Genomic DNA, 17936 nt, shown 5'->3' on the forward strand with positions numbered 1-17936 from the left:
CCATTACAGGATGGGGCTGTCAAATCGCCATTTTACGTCCGCTGTATTCGGCCAGGCTGATGCCGCCGAGCACCAGCGCGAGGGCCACGCCCTGATAGAGCTGGAATGTCTCACCGACGATCAGCACCGACAGCAGCGTGCCGAAGATCGGCACCAGGTTGATGAACAGGCCGGCCCGGTTGGCGCCGATCAGTTCGTTGCCCCTGATATAAAGGATCTGCGAGACGACCGAAGCGCCGATCGCAGTGTAGAACGCTATCGCCCAGCCGCGCGCATCGGGGACGATGACCTTGCCAGCAGCCACTTCCCACAGGAAGAAGGGCAGCGAGGTGACGAGTGCGGCAATCGACAGCGTCAACATCAGGCTCTGCCAGCGTAGGGCTGGCTTCAGCCGCAAACCGACCGAGTAGAAGCTGTAGCAAAGCACTGCGATCAGCATGATGGCGTCGCCGAAGTTGAGATCCAGATTGAGAAGCTGGCGCAGATCGCCGTGGCTGGCGGTCAGAGCGACACCGATGATCGTCAGCACGACACCGGCGATCTGCACCCGGTTCACACGCAGGCGAAACAGCATGAAATTGGCGAGGATGATCACGATCGGTATCGCCGCCTGTTCGATCGAGACGTTGATCGCCGTCGTGTAGCTGAGCGCCGTGTAGAAGATCGCGTTGAAAAAGGTGAAGCCGCAAGCGCCGAGCCCGCCAAGCAGCAACCAGTGCCTGCGCACCACCGGCCAGTCCTCGCGCAACGTTCGCCAGCCGATCGGCAGCAGGATCAGGACGGCCAGGACCCAGCGCAGGAAAACCAGCGTCATCGGCGAAATATGGTCGACCGCCAGCTTGCCGGCCACGGCGTTGCCGCCCCACAGCAAGGTGGTGAACAGCAGGAACAGATAGGCGGTTCGATGCATCGCGAAATTCCAGCCGGGGTAGGCAGGGTCACTGCCGACCTAAAGCGCATCGCATCTGAACGGAGCAAATGCGACGCGCATTAGGTTCTTGTCTTTACGCAAGTCGTTATCGCAAAACCGCTGCGCACCCTCGGTTCAAGCCCGAGGGCATGCTTTTGCGCGACATGCATTATTGTGGTGATTCGCCCAAGTAAATGATGTCAAAGGCGAAAATTGTTGTGCCTGAGGGGGCTTTCGGCGGCAAAGAATGGTCGCGCTCGCCGGATGTTGACGTTATAGAACGACGTACGTCCACCTGGACGCACAAAGTACGCGTCTCAAGGCTTTGAACGTTCGCGTCGTGCTTTCCGAAAATCGATTCCGATTTTCTGGCCGATGCGATAGAAGCCTGTCGTTTCGAACCATTCAAGCCGCTCGGAGCGGCGCCTCAAGGGAAAAGAACATGGCCAATGTGGTGGTCGTCGGCTCGCAATGGGGCGACGAGGGCAAAGGCAAGATCGTTGACTGGTTGTCGGAACGCGCCGACGTCGTCGTGCGCTTCCAGGGCGGCCACAATGCCGGCCATACGCTGGTCGTCGACGGCAAGGTCTACAAGCTGTCGCTGCTGCCGTCCGGCGTGGTGCGGCAAGGCAAGCTGTCCATCATCGGCAATGGCGTCGTCTTCGATCCGCATGCCTTTGTCGCGGAAGTGACGAAATTGAAGGCGCAGGGTGTCGAGGTGACGCCGGAGCGCCTGAAAATAGCCGAAAACACCGCGCTTATCCTGTCCTTGCACCGGGAGCTGGACGGATTCCGCGAAGACGCCGCTTCCAATTCCGGAACAAAAATCGGCACGACCCGTCGCGGCATCGGCCCCGCTTATGAGGATAAGGTGGGCCGGCGCGCGGTCAGGGTGATGGATTTGGCGGATTTGGAAACGCTGCCCTTGAAGGTCGACAGGCTGCTGACGCATCACAATGCGCTGCGCCGCGGGCTCGGCCACGCCGAAGTCACGCATGACGCGATCATGAGTGAGCTGATTTCGGTCGCCGACGAGATCCTGCCCTATATGGACCGCGTCTGGAAGATCCTCGACGACAAGCGCCGCGCCGGCGAACGCATCCTGTTCGAGGGCGCGCAGGGCACGATGCTCGACATCGACCACGGCACCTATCCGTTCGTCACCTCGTCCAACACGATCGCCGGTCAAGCGGCCGCTGGATCCGGTGTCGGCCCGGGCGCCATCGGTTATGTGCTCGGCATCACCAAGGCCTATACGACGCGGGTCGGCGAAGGTCCGTTTCCGACCGAACAGAAGAACGAGATCGGCGAGTTCCTGGGCACGCGCGGCCACGAGTTTGGCGTCGTCACCGGCCGCAAGCGTCGCTGCGGCTGGTTCGATGCCGTGCTGGTTCGCCAGGCGGTTGCCGTGAACGGCATCAAGGGCATCGCCCTGACCAAGCTCGACGTGCTCGACGGGCTGGACGAGATCAAGGTCTGCACCGGCTACCGCCTCGATGGCGAGGCGATCGACTATCTGCCGGCCAGCCAGGGTGCGCAGGCGCGCGTCGAACCAATCTATGAGACGCTGGAGGGCTGGAAAGGCACCAGCGCCGGCGCCAGAAGCTGGAACGATTTGCCGGCCCAGGCAGTCAAATATGTCCGTCACATCGAGGAACTGATCGGCGCGCCGGTCGCACTCCTTTCCACCAGCCCTGAACGGGACGACACAATACTTGTGACCGATCCGTTTCAAGACTAGATTCCAAGCTGTTCCGGGCATCGCGGCCGATTTGCGGGGCCGGCCCAGAAACGAAATGCAGGTCGACTGAAGCATGGCAGATTTTGTTGGTGCTCTGAAAAAGACGCTCGACGGTCTTGGCAATCCGACGCCGGAGATACGCGCCAGGGTCTATGACAAGGCCCGTTCGACAATCGCGGACAAGCTGGCGAAGAACATACCGCCGCTGGCGCCGTCGGTCGTTGCCCAGCACAAGCGCACCCTGGAAGATGCCATCGCCAGCGTCGAGCGGGGCTACGCCAAGCCTGCGCCGGCATCCGATCCACTGTCGGAGCTGGAAGACATCTTTTCCTCCATCGACCGCAACAAGAACCAACCCAGCCATGTCCGGCAGCCGGCAAAGGCCGAGCCGGCATGGCAGCCGGCACCTGCCGCCCAGGCCGCGCCGAATTGGCAAAAACCGCCATCCGCTGCTTCTCCTCCAGAACACATCGATTCGGAACCTTCGGACGCGGAACTTCCAGCGGCGTACGAGAAGAGCGACAGCTTTAGAGACGATGTCTTCCCCGATGACGAGGAGCCGGCGCCGGACATTTTTCAGCGTCAGCGTCCTGCCGAGCGCAGGCGCAGCTATGGCGGGCTGATCGCCGCTGTCGTCGCCTTGCTGGTCATCGCCGGCGGCGGCTACGGCATCTGGCTGAACAAGGACGCGTTCAGCAACATGCTGGGTCTCAACAGCACGACGGTCGCAACCGTAGAACCGCTGGTGAAGCCGAGCCCGGCCGAACGGCCGGCTAACGATGCCGCGGCAAGGGCGCCGGCCGCAGCGGCTCCGGCGGATGCCGAGGGCACAAAGTTCACCCAGCGGCTGACACCTGAGGGCGGTGAGGTCGATCCCGGCCCCGCTTCAGGACAAGGCGGCATCGGAGAGGGCGAATCGGTCGCCGCACTGACCACGCCGCCGCCGGCCGCACCTGCGCCTGCAGCGCCTGCCGGCACGCCAGCCACGAATGTGCCCGCACCGGGTGCGGCCCCCGCAGCGCCGCCTGCCGCCGGCGCCACGCCGACGCCGGCGGCGCCGAACGCAGCCGCCCCGGCAGCGCCGGCCCCGGGTGCCGCGCCGACAGCCGCGCCTGCGGAAGCCGCGCTGGCGGTCGGCCAAAAGGCGATCTTCTACGAGGAGCGCACCAGCACCGCGCAAGGCTCGGCTGAGCCCGGCAGCATCGTCTGGTCGCTGGTGCAGGAATCGCCCGGCGGCAATCTGCCGCCCGAGCCGGCAATCCGCGCCGAGGCGAGCATTCCGGGTAAGGACGTGCAGTTGCGCATGACCATCCGCCGCAACACCGACCAGACGCTGCCGGCCAGCCACATCATCGAGATGATTTTCCTGACGCCCGATGGTTTCGATGGCGGCGGTGTCGACAACATCCTGCGCGTCGCCATGAAGGGCTCGGAACAGGATGCCGGCAGTCCGCTGATCGGCATCCCGGCCAAGATCGCCGACGGCTTCTTCCTGGTCGCTCTCAACGACACAAAGCCGGACGAAGATGCCAACCTGACCCTGCTCCGGGGCCAGAAATGGATCGACGTGCCGGTCGTATACAAGACTGGACGGCGGGCGCTGCTCACCATGGAAAAGGGCATTCCCGGCGAGAAGGTGTTCGACGAGGCGCTGAAGGCCTGGCAAACAAAAGAGGCGGGCTGAGACGGGCTCACCGGCCTCGCTTCGGCTCAGAAGCCCTGGAACAGCATGTCGAGCGCGGCCACGATGTCGTCGTGATGCCTGGAGATATTCAGTCGACTTTCGCCCAATTCCTCGGCCGGAACCGTGGCGATCAGATGGGTGGCCACAACCAATTTTCGCCCATTGATCTCGACGAGGGGATGGAGCTTTCGCATCGGCGGCGGCGTCATCGTTGTCGGAAGCAGCGGGATCACCACCCGTGTTTTAAAATCGTCGAGCAGGTCGGATTGGACGTCCAGCAAATAGCTGCCTTCGACCCGACCCGCGAAGACATCATAGCGTGCCATCAGAACTGCCGATGTTCTTCCAACGGAATACCGTGCTTTTCGACGTATTCGTTCCACGCTTCTATCGTGGCGCGATTCTCAAGCTTCCATAGTCGGGTTTTTTCGGCAGCCACCGCCTCTGCGATGCCAGCTTCGGCGGCGCGCGAGACATTCACGTCGAGCCCCTTGGCTTCCTTCATGAGCTTTGAGTCGATCGACAGATTTGCCGGCTGACGAACCGCATTCATAGCTATCTTTCGCATGATAACCTCCGCAGCATGCGCATAATTTATGCGCATTTTCGTGTTGGAGCAACGGCGAAGCGTCTAAAGCGCGTCGCGTTTGACCGGCCTCATGCGACGCGCTTTAGGTTCTTGTTTTATGCATGTCGTTACCGCAAAACCGCTGCACACCCTCGGTTCAAGCCCGAGGGCATGCTTTTGCGCGACATGCATTATCCCTCCATCTCCTCGCGCAACATTTCAAGTTCCAGCCATTCCTCCTCGAGCGCTGACAGCGTGGCGCGCTCCTTGTCGAGGGCTGCGATGGTTTTCTGGAACGAGGCCGGGTCGCGCTCGTAATAGGCCGGATCGGCGATGTTGTCCTCCAGCCGTGATATCGAGGCGGTCACCGCCTCGATCTTCTTGGGCAGCGATTCCAGCGCGAATTTCTGCTTGAACGACAGTTTTTTCGCCGGGCCCTTCGGCGCAGCTGCTTCGGTCCTTCCAGCCGCCGCCACCTCGCTGGTCTCGGCCTTCGGTCGCGTCTTGCGGTCGTCCAGCCTGGTGCCGCCGCGCTGCGCCAGCATGTCGGAATAGCCGCCGGCATATTCGATCCAGCGGCCGCCGCCGTCCGGCGCGATCAGGCTGGTCACCGTGCGATCGAGGAAATCGCGGTCGTGGCTGACCAGGATGACGGTGCCGGCAAAACCAGCGACCAATTCCTGCAGCAGTTCCAGCGTCTCCATGTCGAGATCGTTGGTCGGCTCGTCGAGCACCAAAAGATTTGCCGGCCGCGCCAGCACGCGGGCGAGCAGCAGCCGCGCCCGCTCACCGCCCGAAAGCTCGCGCACCGGCGTGCGCGCCTGTTCTGGCTTGAACAGGAAGTCCTTCATGTAGGAGACGACGTGGCGCTGCTCGCCGTTGATGACGAGGTTCTCGCCGCGGCCGTCGGTGAGATACTGCGCCAGCGTCTCTTGCGGATCGACCGCCTCGCGTTTCTGGTCGAGCGTGGCGATCTCCAGATTGGTGCCGAGCCGCACCGTGCCCGAGTCCGGCTTCAATTCGCCGGTCAGCATCTTCAGCAGCGTCGTCTTGCCGACGCCGTTCGGGCCGACCAGGCCGACGCGGTCACCGCGCTGGATGCGGGTCGAGAAACCCTTGACCACAGTGAGGTCGCCAAAGCTCTTCTCGATGTTCCGGGCCTCGATCACCAGCTTGCCGGATTCGGCGGCGTCGCTGGCCACCATGGTCGCCGCACCCTCGGCGCCGCGATGGCCGCGAAAGCGCTGGCGCATGGTCTGCAATTCGCCGAGCCGGCGCATGTTGCGCTTGCGCCTTGCGGTCACGCCATAGCGCAACCAGTGCTCCTCGCGCACGATCTGGCGGCCAAGCTTGTGCTGCTCGCGCTCTTCTTCTTCCAGCACGGTGTCGCGCCATTCCTCGAAATGGCCAAAGCCGTTGTCCAGCCTGCGGGTCTGGCCGCGATCGAGCCAGATGGTGGCGCGCGACACGCGCTCGAGGAAGCGGCGGTCGTGCGAGATGACGATCAGCGCCGAAGAGGTGCGGGCAAGCTCCTCCTCCAGCCATTCGATGACCGACAGGTCGAGATGGTTGGTCGGCTCGTCGAGGAGGAGAATGTCGGGCTCCGGCGCCATGACGCGGGCAAGGGCAGCACGGCGGGCTTCGCCGCCGGAGAGATCGTTCGGCCGTTCTTCGCCGGACAGTCCGAGATGCTCCATCAGATAGGTGGCGCGGTAGGGATCGTCGGCAGGTCCGAGCCCCGCCTCGACATAGGCGCGGACGCTGGCGTAACCATCCATGTCGGGCATTTGCGGCAGGTAGCGCACTGTTGCCGAAGGCTGGCGGAACACTTCGCCATCCTGCGGCTCGATCAATCCCGCAGCGATCTTCAGCAACGTCGACTTGCCCGAGCCGTTGCGGCCGACCAGAGCGATCTTGTCACCCGCCGACGCCGTCAGTTCCGCCCCGTCGAGCAGCGGCGTGCCACCGAAGGTCAGTTTTATCCCGTCGAGATTGAGAAGCGGCGGCGCCATGTCAGCTCTCAGGCAGGGGAAATGGATGGGCGAGCAGCAGCGCGCGGCCGCTGCCCAGCGCGATTTCGAGCCGGCCCTTGACCTCGTTCGAAATGGTCAGCGACGAGCCGAACGCCACCTCGACATGGTTCAGCGGCCATTTGGCGCCGCTCACGGTCAGGCCGCCAAGGTCGGAGAAACCGAGAATCGAAAACAGCATGCCGTCGGCGTAGTCGAAGCCGGCCTTTCCGGGAAGCAAGGGGACGCCTTCCTGTGCGCCACTGGTCAAAAGCACCTCTGTCCCTGCCTCGGCCAGCCGGACGCTGAGCGCCAGGTGCAGGAATGCGTGGTCAGTGCGCTTGCCGCCGAACGCGCCGGCCAGCACGAGGCTGGTCGCGCCACGTTCGAGCGCAGCGGCGATAGCCAGTTCGCCGTCGGTCTTGTCCTTTTCTGCCGGAAACACCTGGCGCGGCACGGCGGCGAGCTCGTCCGGCAAATCCGCCGGCACCGAATCGAAGTCGCCGACCCAGAGTTCCGGCGTCAGGCTCAGCGTCCGGGCATGGTTGATGCCGGCGTCGGCGGCGATGACACGCGTGCCTTCGACCTGGCGGTCGAGTAGCGGCGTGCGGATAAGGTCGCCGCCAAGCAGGATGGTGAATTTGCTCATATGCGTGGCCCTTACCAGCCCTGCTTGCGAAACGGAAGGCCGCGTTCCGGATGGGCCGGCAAACTTGCTTGCGCCCGACAAACTTGCGCTTGCGCCGCAGTTGGACCGGGCCTATGTGTCGAAACGCTCTAACGGGGTGCTGGACGCGATCTTCGCGGACCAGCTGAGAGGCAACCTGCCAACCCGCTGAACCTGATCCGGTTTGTACCGGCGGAGGGATTAGACGTTTCGGACAAGCCGACGCCTCAATTCCCTTCAACGCCAACGAAGGAGGCGCCGATGCGCACGTTTTTATACACACTTGTTTCGGCAGTGCTGCTCGCGGCAACCATTCTCGCAGGCATCGGGCAGGCATCCGCGCAGGAAAAACTCACCGTCTATACCTATGAGAGCTTCACCGCCGACTGGGGTCCAGGCCCGGCGGTCAAGAAGGCGTTCGAGGCCGAATGCGGCTGTACTCTCGAATTCGTCGCGGTCGCCGACGGCGTCGCCCTGCTCAACCGCGTCAGACTGGAAGGGGCCGCGACTAAAGCCGACGTCGTGCTCGGCCTCGACACAAATCTGACGGCGGAAGCCAAGGCCACCGGCCTGTTTTCATCGCATGGCGCCGTCATCGACGCCAAGGTGCCGGGCGGCTGGAGCGACGATGTTTTCGTGCCGTTCGACTACGGCTATTTCGCCGTCGTCTACGACACCGAAAAGCTCAAAAACCCGCCGAAGAGCCTGAAGGAATTGGTCGAGGGCGATGCCGACGAGAAGATCGTCATCCAGGATCCGCGCACCTCGACGCCCGGTCTCGGCCTGCTGTTGTGGGTGAGGTCGGTTTATGGCGACAAGGCGCCGGAAGCCTGGGCCAAGCTTAAGGCAAAGGTGCTCACGGTGACGCCGGGCTGGAGCGAGGCCTACGGCCTGTTCACCAAGGGCGAGGCGCCGATGGTGCTGTCCTATACCACGTCGCCGGCCTATCATATGGTCGCCGAAAACACCGGACGCTACCAGGCGGCGTCCTTCGAGGAGGGCGCGTATCTGCAGATCGAGGTTGCCGGAATCACCAAATCAGGTGCCAAGAACCCGTTGGCGAAACAGTTCCTGACTTTCATGACCGGGCCGAAATTCCAGGATGTCATTCCCGAGACTAACTGGATGTTCCCGGCCGGCAAGACCGAGAAGCCGCTCCATCCGGCTTTCGACAAGCTCGTCAAGCCGACCAAGACGTTGCTGTTCAGCCCCGAAAAAGTCGCCGCCAACCGCAAGGCCTGGGTCGACGAATGGCTGTCGGTGATGAGCAAGTAATCGTAGCGAGCTGATCAAGGTGATCACCCTATGGCGCCCCCCTCTGTCCTGCCGGACATCTCCCCCACTTGGGGGGAGATCGGCAGCTCCATTGCCGGCCCTTCTCCAGCGAGATTGGAGATTGGCTAACGCGTGGGTGACGGCCAATCTCCCCCCTCGTGGGGGAGATGTCCGGCAGGACAGAGGGGGGCGCGAAGGAACGCAATCCTCGCTAACAATCTCGCGTCAGGTGGTCTAGCGTGCAACGCGCACAATCACCCGACCCCCGCGTCACCGCCGGCACCATTGCGCTTGCCGCTGTTGCGCTGCTGGTCGGCGGCGCGTTCGCCGGGCTCATCGTGGAAGGCGCACGCGATCCGTCCGGGGCCGCGTCGGCCTTCGATTCCTACCTCTTGCGCGTCGCCCGCTTCACGCTCTGGCAGGCGGCTCTGTCGACGCTGCTTTCCGTCGTGCCGGCGCTGTTCGTGGCGCGGGCGCTGTCGCGGCATCCGCGCTTTCCTGGTCGCGGCCTGATCCTGCAGCTCTTCGCCGTGCCGCTCGCGCTGCCGGCCATCGTCGCAGCACTCGGCATTCTGGCTCTATATGGCCGTGCCGGTTATTTCGCCGGCGTGTTCTCTGCGATTGGCGGCCAGGGCTGGCCGGGCATATACGGCCTGTCCGGCATCCTCGTCGCCCATGTCTTCTTCAACCTGCCGCTGGCCACGCGGCTGTTCCTCGAAGCGCTTGGGACAGTGCCGGACGACCAGTGGCGGTTGGCGAGCCAGCTCGGTATGGGCGCCAGGCCCGCCTTCCGGCTGATCGAATGGCCGACGCTGCGCGCGGCGCTGCCGGGCGTCGCCGGGCTTGTCTTCATGCTCTGCATCACATCCTTTACGATCGTGCTCACGCTGGGCGGTGGGCCGCGTGCGACGACGCTGGAGGTCGCCATCTACCAGGCGCTGCGTTTCGATTTCGATCCTGCCCGCGCGGTGACGCTGACAGTGCTGCAGATCGCGCTGACCTTCGTCGTCGTGCTGGCATTGATGCGGCTCGGCGCCAACACCGTCGGCGACGCCAACCTGCCGGTGGCTTCGCGCCGGCATTTTTCGGCCGGCGCCGCCGAGACCGTGCTGAACGCAGCATTGATCATCCTGGCTTTGCTGTTCGTCGCCGGACCGATGGCGGCCACGGTGATGTCCGGCCTTGGCGCCGATCTCGGCCGGCTGGCGGGCGAGAGCGCGGTGCGGCAAGCGACGCTGACCAGCGCCGTGCTCGCCTTGCTGGCGGCGCTGCTTTCAGTGTCGCTGTCGCTGTCGCTGGTCATGGCGCGACGGGCGCTGGCCTTGAGGCGTCGCGTCGGCGCCAGGACACTGCTCGAATACGCCACCGATACCGGCGCCGGCTTCGTCCTCGTCGTACCGCCCGTCGTCATCGGCGCCGGCTGGTTCCTGCTCCTGCGTTCCGTCAGCGACGTCTTTGCCATCGCCCCTGTCATGGTCGTCGCCGTCAATGCGGTGATGGCGATGCCGTTTGCCATCCGCGCCATTCGCCCCGGCTATGATGCGGCGAGTGAACGCCACGAACGGCTCTGTTTGCTGCTTGGCATTTCCGGCTGGAACCGGTTCCGGCTGGTCGACTGGCCGTCGCTGCGGCGGCCGCTCGCCACCGGTTTCGCGTTCGCCATGGCTTTGTCGCTCGGCGATCTCGGCGTCATTGCCCTGTTTGGCAGCGACTCCCTGCAGACGCTGCCTTATCTCTTGCTGGCCCGCATGGGCAGCTACCGCACCATGGACGCGGCCGGCTTGGCATTGCTGCTCGGTCTGGTCTGTCTCGCGCTTGTCCTGGCCGCGGACCGGCTGGGGCGGGGAGAGAGATGATGACGCTCAACAGCGAAAACGGTACGGCTGTGCGGCTGGAAAAGGTCTCGTTCAGCTATGGCGAAGCGCCGTTTTTATTCGATGTCCGGTTCGCCGCCTCGAAGATCACCGCCATCATGGGGCCGAGCGGCTCGGGAAAATCGACACTGCTCAACCTGGTGGCCGGCTTCGAGACGCCGCAATCGGGACGCGTGCTGATCGGTGGCGGCGACGTCGGCGGCAAACCGCCTTCGGCGCGGCCAGTGTCGATGGTGTTCCAGGAAAACAATCTCTTCGCCCATCTTTCGGTCGAACGAAATGTCGGTCTTGGCCGCTCGCCGTCGCTCAGGCTGACCGAGGCCGACCACGGCGCAATCGCCGCGGCGCTCAAGCGCGTCGGCCTTGCCGGCAAGCAACAGCGCCTGCCGCGCGAACTCTCCGGCGGCGAGCGGCAGCGCGTCGCGCTCGCCCGCGTCCTGGTGCGCGACCGGCCGGTGCTCTTGCTCGACGAACCGTTCGCCTCGCTCGGACCGGCCTTGCGCGACGACATGATCGATCTGGTAGCCGACGTCCAAGCGGAGCGGCGCATGACGGTGCTGTTCGTCACGCATCAGCCGGAGGACGCCCACCGTATCGGCCAGGACATGGTGTTCCTGGATAATGGCACGGTTGCCGCAACCGGGACTGTCGCCGATTTTTTTACCAAGGCTGGACCGGAAGCCTTCCGGCGCTATATCGGTGCAGGTCCGTTTGGCGCAGGATCACGAGATGTTGCCCGGAAGCGGACATAATTTACGGCCAAACCGGCTTCAGGCGATGTGGCGTTTGCTTGCCATGGTCAAAGTAGTGTGGCTAGGTCCTCCGATACTGGTCCGGCATAGGTTGTGATTTGCCACTACGCTGCCATGAGTGGTCGTGGGCCGTGCTCGTGGGCGCGAAGGACGCTGTGGCATTTGATTTTACGCATGTTCTGAAAATCGATGCCCGATTTCGGAGCCATGTGCTGAGAGCCGAAAGGAAGCTGTTCTGCCGACCGGCACAGACAGAGTGAGAAGGAAACCGCTGGCGCGCTTCCTGGCGCTGGCCGGCTTTGCCATGGCGCTGGCAAGCTGCCAGATGTTCACGCCTCCGGACGTTCAGGAATCCGGCTTCCAGCCTTCCAGCAGGCCGGTCACCGTCGACAATGTTGCTGCCAACAGCAAGCTCGCCGAAATGGCCAAGGCGCAGCATCCGCGCATCCTTGCGACCTATGGCGGCGAATATTCCGATCCCAAGCTCGAGCGCATGGTCGCCAAGGTCGTCGGCAACCTGACCGTGGTGTCGGCCAATCCGAGCCAGACCTACCGCATAACGATCCTCAATTCGCCCAACGTCAACGCTTTCGCATTGCCGGGCGGCTATCTCTACATCACGCGCGGCCTGTTGGCGCTGGCCAACGATTCGGCCGAGCTCGCCGCGGTCATCGCGCATGAGATGGGCCATGTCACCGCAAACCACGGCTTGCAGCGCCAGCAGCTCGAGGCCGAGGAGGGCTTTGCAACAAAAGTCGTCTCGGATGTGCTCGGCGACAGTCCGACCGCCAAGGCGGCACTGATCCGCGGCAAGCTGCGGCTTGCCCAGTTCTCGCGCAATCAGGAGCTGGAGGCTGACGGCATCGGCATCAAGTCGATCGGCGAGGCGGGCTTCGATCCGTTTGCCGCCGGCCGCTTCCTGCAATCGATGTCGGCCTACACCGATTTCCGCTCGATCAGCGGCGCCACCGACGCCAGCCTCGACTTCCTGGCAACGCATCCGAACACGCCGCAACGCATCGATCTGGCGCAGCGCCATGCCCGCCAGTTCGGCGCGCCCGGCGTCGGCACGCGCGACCGCGACGCCTTCCTCGCCGGCATAGACGGCCTGCTCTATGGTGACGCGCCGGAGGAAGGCTATGTGCGTGGCGAAACCTTCCTGCATCCGGGGCTCGGCGTGTCGTTCTCGGTGCCCGACGGCTTCATCATCGACAACTCGGCCGCGGCGGTGACGGCAACCGGGCCGGGCGACATAGCGATCCGCTTCGACGGCGTCTCGATCGACAAAAACCGCTCGCTGACCGACTACATCCGCAGCGGCTGGGTGGCCGGTCTCGACGAGAGCAGCGTGCGCCAGGAAACAATCAACGGCAACGAGGCGGCGACGGCGCATGCCCGCGCCGAGGGCTGGCAGTTCGGTATTGCGGTGATCCGCGCCGGCGGACAGGTCTACCGGCTGCTGACGGCAGTCCCCTCTGCCAGCACCTCGCTGGACGCGGTGGCGAACTCGGTCAGCGGCTCGTTCCGTATCTTGAGCGCGGCCGAAAAAGCGGCGCTGAAGCCGCTGCACATCCGCGTCGTCACGGTGCGGCCCGGACAGACCATGGGTTCGCTCGCGGCGCAGATGGTCGGCGTCGACCGCAAGCTCGACCTGTTCAGGGTGCTCAATGCAATGTCGCCGGGCGCAGCCGTTTCGGCCGGCGACAAGGTCAAGATCATCACCGACAAATAGGGTGTGTCGATGTTCGGGTGATGCCGGCCCTGCAAACGGTAGTTTCCTGCGCTTCCGGCCTTCGCCGGCCGAAGCGCTCATGCGGTCGCGGCAGTTAAGGCTACAGCCGGCGTAGGCCGGTCCTCACGTACTTTAAGTACGCTCCGCTCCGGTTCTCGGAAACCACCTGGTTTGGTCGCTTCGCGCCCGTCTTCGACTCGGGCTCGGCCTAACCTGACTCTCAACACACCCTGATTAGGCGGCGGTCGCCAGAAACTCGGGGTTTTGCTTCACCAGCGCTATTTTGAGCTTTTCCATGGCGCGTGCCTCGATCTGGCGGACGCGTTCCTTGGAGATGCCAAGCGCCTCGCCGAGGGCTTCGAGCGTCGCGCCCTCGTCGCTCAACCGGCGTTCCTCGATGATCCTGAGCTCGCGGGCGTTAAGCGCGCCGAGCGCGGTTTTCAGCCAGACAGAGCGGCGTTCGACATCGATCGTGTCGCCCACGACCTCGTCCGGCAAAGGATCGTCCGAAACCAGGAACTCCATCCGCTCGGTGGCGCCCGAATCGTCGGCGAGCGGCTGGTTGAGCGAACTATCTGGGGCCGAAAGGCGCGAATCCATCATCGCCACGTCGGCCTCGGAGACGCCGAGCGCCTCCGACACCTCGCGGTAGAGCGAGGTGTTCGAGATCGGCTCGGCACCGTTCGCCAAGCGGGCGCGCAGGCGCCGCAAATTGAAGAACAGCGCCTTTTGCGCCGAACTGGTGCCGCCGCGCACGATCGACCAGTTGCGCAGGATATAGTCCTGCATCGAGGCACGGATCCACCACGTCGCATAGGTCGAAAACCGCACCTCGCGCTCCGGTTCGAAACGGGCCGCTGCCTCCAGCAGGCCGACATGGCCTTCCTGCACCAGATCGCCCAAGGGCAGGCCATAGTGGCGGAATTTCGAGGCCATGGAAATGACCAGCCGCATATGCGCCATGGCGATTTGGTGCAGTGCCTGCTGATCGTTGTCTTGCTTCCAGCGCAGCGCGAGAACATGCTCCTCGTCGCGCTCGAGATAGGGGGCTTTCATCGCCGCGCGGACCATGGTTCGCCCCGCCGTATCTTCCATCATGCCATGCTCCCTGTTCCGGGCGTTGCGGTGCGATCGCTCGACCCTGAGCTGGCATCGTGGTTGAATTGGCGACGCCGCGCCCTACAACAGCCAACAAACGTGCCACCCGCGCGAATGGTTCCGCCGCTGATGTCGCGTGGATTGCACTGTTCGAAAGCGCGATGCGGCGGTCGCTCCGTGGCCGGTTGGCGTGACATGATGCAGTTTGGGAATTGGGTGGTTTTGAGAATGGGATTTCGAAAACGTCTCATTTTTGAAATCTGGTTCCTTATTTCGCTGCCTGCATCTGCCAGATTCCGGCGCTGACAAATGTGCCGGACGCCGGTCAATGACGGGATCACAGAAAAATGAAATGGCTCAAATCGCTTATCGTCGCCGCAACACTGCAGGTGCTGGCCGGCACATCAGGCCATGCCGGCGCCAATCTCGACCAGATCAAGCAGGCCGGTGTCTTCAAGGTCGGCACGGAAGGCACCTATGCCCCCTTCACCTATCATGATGCCTCGGGCGCACTGGTCGGCTTCGAAGTCGAGATTGCCAAGGCGATCGCCGAGCGGCTCGGCGTCAAGGCCGAATTCCTCGAAGGCAAATGGGATGGGCTGATCGCCGGCCTCGACGCCAAGCGCTATGACGCCGTTATCAACCAGGTCGGCATCACTGAGGAGCGCAAGGCCAAGTATGATTTCTCCGATCCCTATATTGCTTCCAAGGCGGTGCTGATCGTGCGCGGCGACAATACCGACATCAAGAGCTTTGCCGACCTGAAGGGCAAGAAGGCGGCGCAGTCGCTGACCTCGAATTTCGGCAAGCTCGCCGAAGCGAACGGCGCCGAACTCGTCGCCACCGATGGTTTCGACCAATCTATCCAGCTGCTTCTTACCGGCCGCGCCGACGCCACCATCAACGACAGCCTGTCCTTCCTCGATTTCAAGAAGCACAAGCCCGACGCCAATGTGAAGATCGCCGCGCAGGAAGAAAACGCCGACTATTCCGGCGTGCTCGTGCGCAAGGGCGATCCGGAACTGGTCGCCGCCATCAATCGGGCGCTAGCCGATATCAAGACCGACGGCACCTACCAGAGGATCGCCGACACTTACTTCGGCCAGGACGTTTCGAATTAACCGCATTCCCCGAAGGCCGGTTGTCGGCCGGCACGGCAAAATTATCGCGGCGAGCCGTCTTTGACGGCCGCCGCTTTTGGCGTGATATGACGACCCCCTATGGTCGCGCCTCGATGCTGTCGGGCCGATTTTTGGGCGCAATCTCGCAAGGAGGGCTTTCGTGCCGCACTGGCTGCAATTGATGCTGGATTCGTTGCCCACGCTGCTATGGGCGGCGCTGATCTTCACCGTACCGCTAACGCTGCTGTCGTTCGCATTCGGTCTCTTGGTAGGACTGGTCGCAGCGCTTGTCCGGCTGTTCGGCCCGAAGCCGCTGGTCGCGCTGGTCCGCTTCTACGTCTGGATCTTCCGCGGCACGCCGCTTCTGGTGCAGCTCTTCCTGATCTTCTACGGCCTGCCTTCGGTCGGCATCCTGCTCGACGCCTTTTCAGCCGCGTTGATCGGCTTCACACTCAATATCGGCGCCTATACGTCGGAAATCATCCGCGCCGTCATAGGCTCGGTGCCGAAGGGGCAGTGGGAGGCGGCCTATTCGATCGGCATGACCTGGAGCCAGGCGATGCGACGCACCATAGTGCCGCAGGCCGGCCGCGTCGCGGTGCCGCCGCTGTCCAACACCTTCATCTCGCTGGTCAAGGATACGTCGCTGGCCGCCGCCATCACGGTGCCGGAGATGTTCCAGGCGGCGCAGCGCATCGTCGCCACCACCTATGAGCCGCTGATCCTCTATGTCGAGGCGGCGGCTCTCTATCTGGCACTGAGCTCGGTGCTGTCGGCGTTGCAGACGCGCCTGGAAAAGCGGCTCAGCCGCTATGGCGGCTTCCTGGAGGCGCGCTCATGATCGGCCTCACCGACATCGAGAAGCGCTTCGGCGACAACCTCGTGCTGAAGGGCGTGACGGTCACCATCGAGGAAGGCAGCGTCACCGCGCTTGTCGGCCCCTCGGGCGGCGGCAAAAGCACGCTTCTGCGCTGCATCAACCTGCTCGAGATCCCGACCTCGGGCACGGTGCGGATCGGCGACGACGCACTCGAATTCCACCCCGGCGGCAAGGTTCCCGGCAGGGCCATCCAGCGCCTGCGGCTGCAGACCGGCATGGTGTTCCAGAATTTCCAGCTGTTCCCGCACCGCACGGCGATCGAAAACGTCATGGAGGGGCTGGTGACGGTGTTGAAATGGCCGGCCGGGCGAGCGCGCGAGCGGGCGCTCGCCCTGCTCGAAAAGGTTGGGATGGCGCACAAGGCCGACGCCTGGCCGGCGACGTTGTCAGGCGGCCAGCAGCAACGCGTGGCGATCGCCCGGGCGCTGGCGCCATCGCCGAAAGTGCTGCTGTGCGACGAGCCGACCTCGGCGCTCGATCCGGAACTGGCGCAGGAGGTGGTCGACGTGCTCGGCCGGCTCGCCAGTGAGGGCACCACCATGGTAATGGCGACGCATGATTTGCGGCTCGCCTCCAAAATCGCGCAGGAGGTGGTGTTTCTCGACGCCGGCAGCGTCGTCGAGAAAGGCCCCGCCGCTGTTTTGTTCAGCAATCCCGAGCGCCAGCGAACCAAGCGGTTCATCGCGACGCTGAAGCAGGAGGCAGAGAAGGAAACCGGCGGCGAAGGTTAATGCCTGTCGCCCAAAAAGTGCGTAGCGGTTTTGGGGTGACGATCACCCAAAAAGCAAAAAACCCGGCACGAGGCCGGGTTTTTCAAATTCGAAGGCGAGAAGCGCTCAGGCTGCTTCTTCCTGCTCGGCTTCTTCGTTGTCGGCCTTGGCGCCGCGCTTCGGACCCTTGTTGAGGTTCACTTCGATGAGGCGCACCGCTTCAGTTTCCGACATGCGGTTGACGGCCGCGATCTCGCGCGCCATGCGATCGAGCGCCGCCTCATAAAGCTGGCGTTCGGAATAGGACTGCTCCGGCTGGTTGTCGGCGCGGTAGAGGTCGCGCACAACTTCCGAGATCGAGATCAGGTCGCCGGAATTGATCTTCGCATCATATTCCTGGGCGCGGCGCGACCACATGGTGCGCTTGACGCGGGCGCGGCCCTGCACGACCTTCAGCGCGCGATCGACGTAATCCTCTTCCGACAGCTTGCGCATGCCGATGGAGGTCGCCTTGGCGACCGGCACCTTCAGACGCATCTTGTCCTTCTGGAAGTCGATGACGAACAGTTCCAGCTTGTGGCCCGCTACTTCCTGCTCGTCGATCGAGACGATCTGGCCGACGCCATGCGCCGGATAGACGATGTACTCGCCGGTCTTAAAACCGTGACGCGCTGCGCTGGACTTCTTCTGCGGGGTGATTGTTGCCATTACGCCATGAACTCCTTGGTGTGGAACCGGCATTCTGCCGGCCGAACTCGCGCGATCGGGTGCCGATCGTTAGCCGCACAACGATGAAACCGCCGGAAAAGCCAAGGCCGGCAAACCGCATAGTTGCGCCTGCCTGCCCCAGATCGCTCTGGTCCGGATTGAGAAATTCACCTTTCAGTGATTTGGGGCGTTTGCGCCATAAATCGA

Annotated in this window: 16 protein-coding genes and 1 riboswitch; of the genes, 9 read left to right on the forward strand and 7 right to left on the reverse strand. The window is 63.6% G+C overall.

Features of this window, described 5'->3' with window-relative positions:
• Positions 1 to 19: 19 nt before the first annotated feature.
• On the reverse strand, positions 20 to 910 hold the full coding sequence (locus tag JG739_RS05440; RefSeq protein WP_202365591.1) for a DMT family transporter: 891 nt from the start codon (positions 908 to 910) through the stop codon (positions 20 to 22).
• Positions 911 to 1352: 442 nt separating this feature from the next.
• Here JG739_RS05440 and JG739_RS05445 point away from each other — a divergent pair, with 442 nt between their 5' ends.
• On the forward strand, positions 1353 to 2651 hold the full coding sequence (locus tag JG739_RS05445; protein WP_202365592.1) for an adenylosuccinate synthase: 1299 nt from the start codon (positions 1353 to 1355) through the stop codon (positions 2649 to 2651).
• A 73-nt stretch (positions 2652 to 2724) separates the two neighbouring features.
• A complete protein-coding gene (locus JG739_RS05450; protein ID WP_202365593.1) occupies positions 2725 to 4335 on the forward strand; it encodes a hypothetical protein in 1611 nt (536 codons plus the stop codon).
• A 26-nt stretch (positions 4336 to 4361) separates the two neighbouring features.
• On the opposite strand, the gene JG739_RS05455 is transcribed toward JG739_RS05450, so the two are convergent.
• The 4 genes from JG739_RS05455 to JG739_RS05470 all read right to left on the reverse strand — a co-directional run bounded on the left by JG739_RS05455 (position 4362) and on the right by JG739_RS05470 (position 7561).
• On the reverse strand, positions 4362 to 4661 hold the full coding sequence (locus tag JG739_RS05455) for a CcdB family protein (protein WP_202365594.1): 300 nt from the start codon (positions 4659 to 4661) through the stop codon (positions 4362 to 4364).
• Entirely contained in the window at positions 4661 to 4903 is a 243-nt protein-coding gene (locus tag JG739_RS05460; RefSeq protein WP_202365595.1) for a type II toxin-antitoxin system CcdA family antitoxin, read from the reverse strand. The genes JG739_RS05455 and JG739_RS05460 overlap by 1 nt, the downstream gene beginning before the upstream one ends.
• Before the next feature lie 191 nt (positions 4904 to 5094).
• On the reverse strand, positions 5095 to 6915 hold the full coding sequence (locus JG739_RS05465; protein WP_202365596.1) for an ABC-F family ATP-binding cassette domain-containing protein: 1821 nt from the start codon (positions 6913 to 6915) through the stop codon (positions 5095 to 5097).
• 1 nt (position 6916) lies between these two features.
• Complete coding sequence (locus JG739_RS05470; protein ID WP_202365597.1) at positions 6917 to 7561, reverse strand: thiamine diphosphokinase; 645 nt, start codon at positions 7559 to 7561, stop codon at positions 6917 to 6919.
• A gap of 122 nt (positions 7562 to 7683) precedes the next feature.
• Positions 7684 to 7797: riboswitch (TPP riboswitch) on the forward strand.
• A 43-nt stretch (positions 7798 to 7840) separates the two neighbouring features.
• Between JG739_RS05470 and thiB the strand changes: the two genes are divergently transcribed.
• The 4 genes from thiB (at position 7841) to JG739_RS05490 (ending at position 13212) form a co-directional block, all read left to right on the forward strand.
• Positions 7841 to 8854, forward strand: a complete 1014-nt coding sequence (thiB, locus tag JG739_RS05475) for a thiamine ABC transporter substrate binding subunit (RefSeq protein ID WP_202365598.1) — start codon at positions 7841 to 7843, stop codon at positions 8852 to 8854.
• A gap of 239 nt (positions 8855 to 9093) precedes the next feature.
• The gene (thiP, locus tag JG739_RS05480; protein ID WP_202365599.1) at positions 9094 to 10710 is read left to right on the forward strand and encodes a thiamine/thiamine pyrophosphate ABC transporter permease; all 1617 of its coding nucleotides are present in this window, start codon (positions 9094 to 9096) and stop codon (positions 10708 to 10710) included.
• Complete coding sequence (thiQ, locus tag JG739_RS05485) at positions 10707 to 11480, forward strand: thiamine ABC transporter ATP-binding protein (RefSeq protein WP_202365600.1); 774 nt, start codon at positions 10707 to 10709, stop codon at positions 11478 to 11480. Before thiP ends, thiQ begins: the two co-directional genes overlap by 4 nt.
• Before the next feature lie 304 nt (positions 11481 to 11784).
• Positions 11785 to 13212, forward strand: a complete 1428-nt coding sequence (locus JG739_RS05490; protein WP_202367350.1) for a M48 family metalloprotease — start codon at positions 11785 to 11787, stop codon at positions 13210 to 13212.
• 234 nt (positions 13213 to 13446) lie between these two features.
• On the opposite strand, the gene JG739_RS05495 is transcribed toward JG739_RS05490, so the two are convergent.
• Positions 13447 to 14310 (reverse strand): RNA polymerase factor sigma-32, encoded by an 864-nt coding sequence (locus JG739_RS05495; RefSeq protein WP_202365601.1) that lies wholly within the window; start codon positions 14308 to 14310, stop codon positions 13447 to 13449.
• 347 nt (positions 14311 to 14657) lie between these two features.
• Between JG739_RS05495 and JG739_RS05500 the strand changes: the two genes are divergently transcribed.
• From JG739_RS05500 to JG739_RS05510, 3 genes are all read left to right on the forward strand, one after another.
• A complete protein-coding gene (locus tag JG739_RS05500; RefSeq protein WP_202365602.1) occupies positions 14658 to 15431 on the forward strand; it encodes an amino acid ABC transporter substrate-binding protein in 774 nt (257 codons plus the stop codon).
• 160 nt (positions 15432 to 15591) lie between these two features.
• Complete coding sequence (locus JG739_RS05505; protein ID WP_202365603.1) at positions 15592 to 16272, forward strand: amino acid ABC transporter permease; 681 nt, start codon at positions 15592 to 15594, stop codon at positions 16270 to 16272.
• On the forward strand, positions 16269 to 17042 hold the full coding sequence (locus JG739_RS05510) for an amino acid ABC transporter ATP-binding protein (protein WP_202365604.1): 774 nt from the start codon (positions 16269 to 16271) through the stop codon (positions 17040 to 17042). The genes JG739_RS05505 and JG739_RS05510 overlap by 4 nt, the downstream gene beginning before the upstream one ends.
• Before the next feature lie 105 nt (positions 17043 to 17147).
• On the opposite strand, the gene JG739_RS05515 is transcribed toward JG739_RS05510, so the two are convergent.
• Positions 17148 to 17729, reverse strand: a complete 582-nt coding sequence (locus tag JG739_RS05515) for a CarD family transcriptional regulator (RefSeq protein ID WP_027152934.1) — start codon at positions 17727 to 17729, stop codon at positions 17148 to 17150.
• Positions 17730 to 17936 lie beyond the last annotated feature (207 nt).

The organism is Mesorhizobium sp. L-2-11 (genome assembly GCF_016756595.1).
Taxonomy (GTDB): Bacteria; Pseudomonadota; Alphaproteobacteria; order Rhizobiales; family Rhizobiaceae; genus Mesorhizobium.